The following is a 3326-nucleotide window of genomic DNA, read 5'->3' on the forward strand; positions in this document are numbered from 1 at the left end:
TGTAAACAAACAAATTTTAGTAAGAAAACAGAGCGGGATTCACATCAGGCCCTGCCGATAACTTAACTAATTAATACGTATGCAATTATGAATTCATGCATAGTTTTTTTATTATATCTTATTTCTCTTTTTTACAGGTTCGGTTTAACTGCAACAACCGTCCAAGGTTTAACCGTTACTTTCAACCAAACGCCTACTGCATCAGTGTTAGGGACTGTAGAAAGGTTGCTCTCATCGAATGTGAAATCAGCTTTGCTGATGCTATAGATTTTGCCTTTTTCCAATTTCACAATTTGATCGGTTATTTTATCCTTAAACCCTCTTACAGTGATAAACTGATCGCCTGCAGGGAAAGTTACACCGCCACCGCCAGCTAAGTCACTCACTTTAAATATAAGTTGTAATTGGTCATTAGCTATTACTGCATCATTAGAGAATGCATGATAAGCCCAACGCTTACCACTAGCAGCTTCAGTCTCTCCAGTAGCAGAACCAGGAGTAAACTCATCGAATAATTTAGTGTTTGCAGCCTGGTAAAGTCCTTGTCCCAAAGCATAATTGCTAGCAGTCGCACCATAATTTTCCTTGTCTGCGGAGGCTCCGTCTCCCAACTTCAGATTCTTATAGAAGTTGTTCACATAAATACCTTTCAACTTGAAAGCATTTACCTGACCAGTAGCTTTCAAACCTTCCACTTCGATACGAGCCACGCTAAGTTCGAGTTCAACCACAGCATATTTACCTGCACTAGTCATGCCGGTAATAGGAGCACCACCTACACCATTCCAATTCTGAATGGGAGCTGCAAGATGCCCTAATAACAAGTCTGCATTGTCTTTCTGAGTTGTGATGTTTATCTGTTGATTTTCAACAACAGTAATCAATCCGCCTACAGGCAATGTCACACTCGCAGGAACATTACCACGTATCAAGATTTTGTCTGCTGCTGCAGGAACATCTGCGATTTCCTTTCCAGTCTCAAGATCTGAAATACTGGGTGTAGTACTTGAAGTCACTTTCATATACTTCTGAATACTTTTATCGGCATCTTTATAGAAGTAAATGTGTAAATTGTTCACAGTTGCAACAGTTGCGGTGTTAATCGGATCTTCCGTCGCTCTGGTACCGTTTTCAGATGTACCCAAATTCAGTTTCATGAATACTGTTTTCTTTTCCCCTTTAGTTACATCAGGGACTTCATTTCCCTCGTTGCTGCACGCAGTGAACATTGCTCCCAGCGCACACATAGTCAATAAACTTTTGAATAGATTCTTTTTCATAATCATAAAAATTAAATTAATAAATAGAATAAATAGTTAGAAACGTTCTCATATATCTGTTATTTCTGTTACAGGGTTTATATTCCGTTTTCTCCCGAGGCTATCTTGTCGAGTTCCTCTTTCAATCCCACGAATTGCGGTATCAAATCCGAAAGTTCGGGGTCCATATTTAATCTGAGCACCATGTCCGGGTCCCTGCGGCAAGCCTCCAGCAGATGTTCTACGGCTTCGTAGGCATTTTGCAACCTTGCACATACTACCGCATATATATATTCTCTTCTCGCGGTTTTAGGAAGCTGGGCGAGCAGGTCCGCCGCTTCGCTGTGGTATCCCAGGCAGGTTAGGCACAAAGCCGTGTTGTAATCCGGGTATTTCTCCAGTATCTTTAGTGCGCTCTTGTATTCGCGTTCCTGCAGAAGCCGTAGCCCTTCGGCATATTCTCTGCCTTCCGGGGTATATGAAGGCTCGCTTCCCAAGCTGTCCGGAAGCGATTCTGTGCCGGAAGGTGCTACGGCAAAGCGTTCCAATACGGAACGGTCGAGCAGGTCGCTGAGCGAGGCGATCACAAACACAAGGGTATCTGAGGGGGCAGGCGACCAAGTGCTCAGATCGCTCGCTTCAACAATGCTGCCCAGGCGCAGTTGCAGTTTCTTCATCCCTTCGGTGACCGGTAGGGTAATTGCGTATGGATAAATATAGTCTTTCCCCGGTATGCTCGTTTCACGCACTGCCACCGAGTCTATATAGGGATACCTTATCATGCGCTTGCGTATTTCCTCACGGTTGCGGTCGTTCATTTCGTTGAGCGCAATGTCATCGAAAAAATAACGGTTTCGTGAAATTTCCGTGGAGTCTCCGGTGGTGAAGGCGTAATTCCTGATATCCGATAGCGTGCGCCCTCCGGTGTACAAGTCCCTGTATTTTCCGGGCACTCGCCTGGCGGTGAGCTCCCTGTGCATTTTGTACATGGGCCAGAAGTTGGCCTGTCTTTGGTATTTTCGGTGGTAAGCATTCCCCAGCCCAACTGTGTCTTTCCCCGTGATATATCTTTTGACTCTTTCCTCAATGCGTTTTCTGTCCAAACGGTGGCGCAACTTCGTCCGGTTGGCTTCGGTGCGCATGTTGAAGAAGTTCTGCCTGTCGAGCGTCATCCTTTTCCATCTCTCGTATGCCAACTGCCTGTCGCGTTCTTTGCCGTACAGGCCGTAGTACAGGTCCTGCCTTTTGCGGATATCCTTGGCGATGCCTTTCCGGTCGAGGAATATGCTGTCGTAAGCCGAAGGGTCGATGATGCCTTTGAGGAACAGGTCGTACGCCTTGTAGTCCTCCTCCTGCATGCGGGAGAACCCGCTGCCCGCCAATACTACGGGGTGGAGTGCGGTTTCCGTGCTGTCGTTGGTCTTGAGCAAAGGGGTGAGCGTAACCCTCCAGCAGCTGTCTATGAGTATGCCGGGCACTTTGACGTTGAACTCCAGCCTGACAGAGCCCTGCCGGGCAGTGACCTGCTTAACGACTTGCCGTGTGGCCACTATATCCACGCGGTCGAGTTCCACACTCCGCCATATGTCGGTCGCGCTGTCTTGTACCGCCATGGTGTTTCCCACCACGGTGTCGGTCTTTTGTTCGAAGCTGACTTTTTCCGATAATATTCCCTCCCGTCCTGTCTCCTCTCTGGGCAGTTCGATGTTGGGGCGGCGAGCCTGCATAAACAAGCGCATGGTTTTGGGCTCCCTTGAAGACGAGCATGAGAACATCAGGCTTGTCCCCGCGCAAATTCCTGCAATGAACAATTTTTTATTTATGGCTTTCATCATACGTGATCTTTGTTTGAAAAAGTTATGGTATCGGTAGAAAAGTAAAAACAGGCAGAAACTAAAACAAGTATACCAGATTGACTGCCGTGCGTGTGGGCACGAGCCTTACCCCGTTGTCTTTGGCCACTCGTTTTCCACAGTGCACGCACCTGAAACGCTCCCAGTCGGCCCATACGATTCCCGCTCCGAGTTCGAACTCGATGTTCCATCTCCTCGACAGGGGGCGTACCCA

Annotated in this window: 3 protein-coding genes; all 3 read right to left on the reverse strand. The window is 47.2% G+C overall.

What is annotated here, in order from left to right; translation table 11 throughout:
* Positions 1-131: 131 nt before the first annotated feature.
* The 3 genes from GGR07_RS13705 to GGR07_RS13715 all read right to left on the reverse strand — a co-directional run bounded on the left by GGR07_RS13705 (position 132) and on the right by GGR07_RS13715 (position 3314).
* Entirely contained in the window at positions 132-1280 is a 1149-nt protein-coding gene (locus GGR07_RS13705; RefSeq protein ID WP_034544115.1) for a hypothetical protein, read from the reverse strand.
* A 77-nt stretch (positions 1281-1357) separates the two neighbouring features.
* Positions 1358-3094 carry a hypothetical protein gene (locus GGR07_RS14005; RefSeq protein ID WP_256680602.1) on the reverse strand — a complete coding sequence of 579 codons (1737 nt, stop codon included), beginning with the start codon at positions 3092-3094 and terminating at the stop codon, positions 1358-1360.
* 58 nt (positions 3095-3152) lie between these two features.
* Positions 3153-3314, reverse strand: a complete 162-nt coding sequence (locus tag GGR07_RS13715) for a DUF3575 domain-containing protein (protein ID WP_260168202.1) — start codon at positions 3312-3314, stop codon at positions 3153-3155.
* Positions 3315-3326: the final 12 nt, after the last annotated feature.

The sequence above is a fragment of the Bacteroides pyogenes genome (assembly GCF_014196225.1).
Taxonomy (GTDB): domain Bacteria; phylum Bacteroidota; class Bacteroidia; order Bacteroidales; family Bacteroidaceae; genus Bacteroides; species Bacteroides pyogenes_A.

Bases quoted from the DNA above. Each gene is read 5' to 3' on its own strand.
- GGR07_RS13705 (WP_034544115.1), bottom strand. From the start codon at position 1,280: ATGAAAAAGAATCTATTCAAAAGTTTATTGACTATGTGTGCGCTGGGA.
- GGR07_RS14005 (WP_256680602.1), bottom strand. From the start codon at position 3,094: ATGATGAAAGCCATAAATAAAAAATTGTTCATTGCAGGAATTTGCGCG.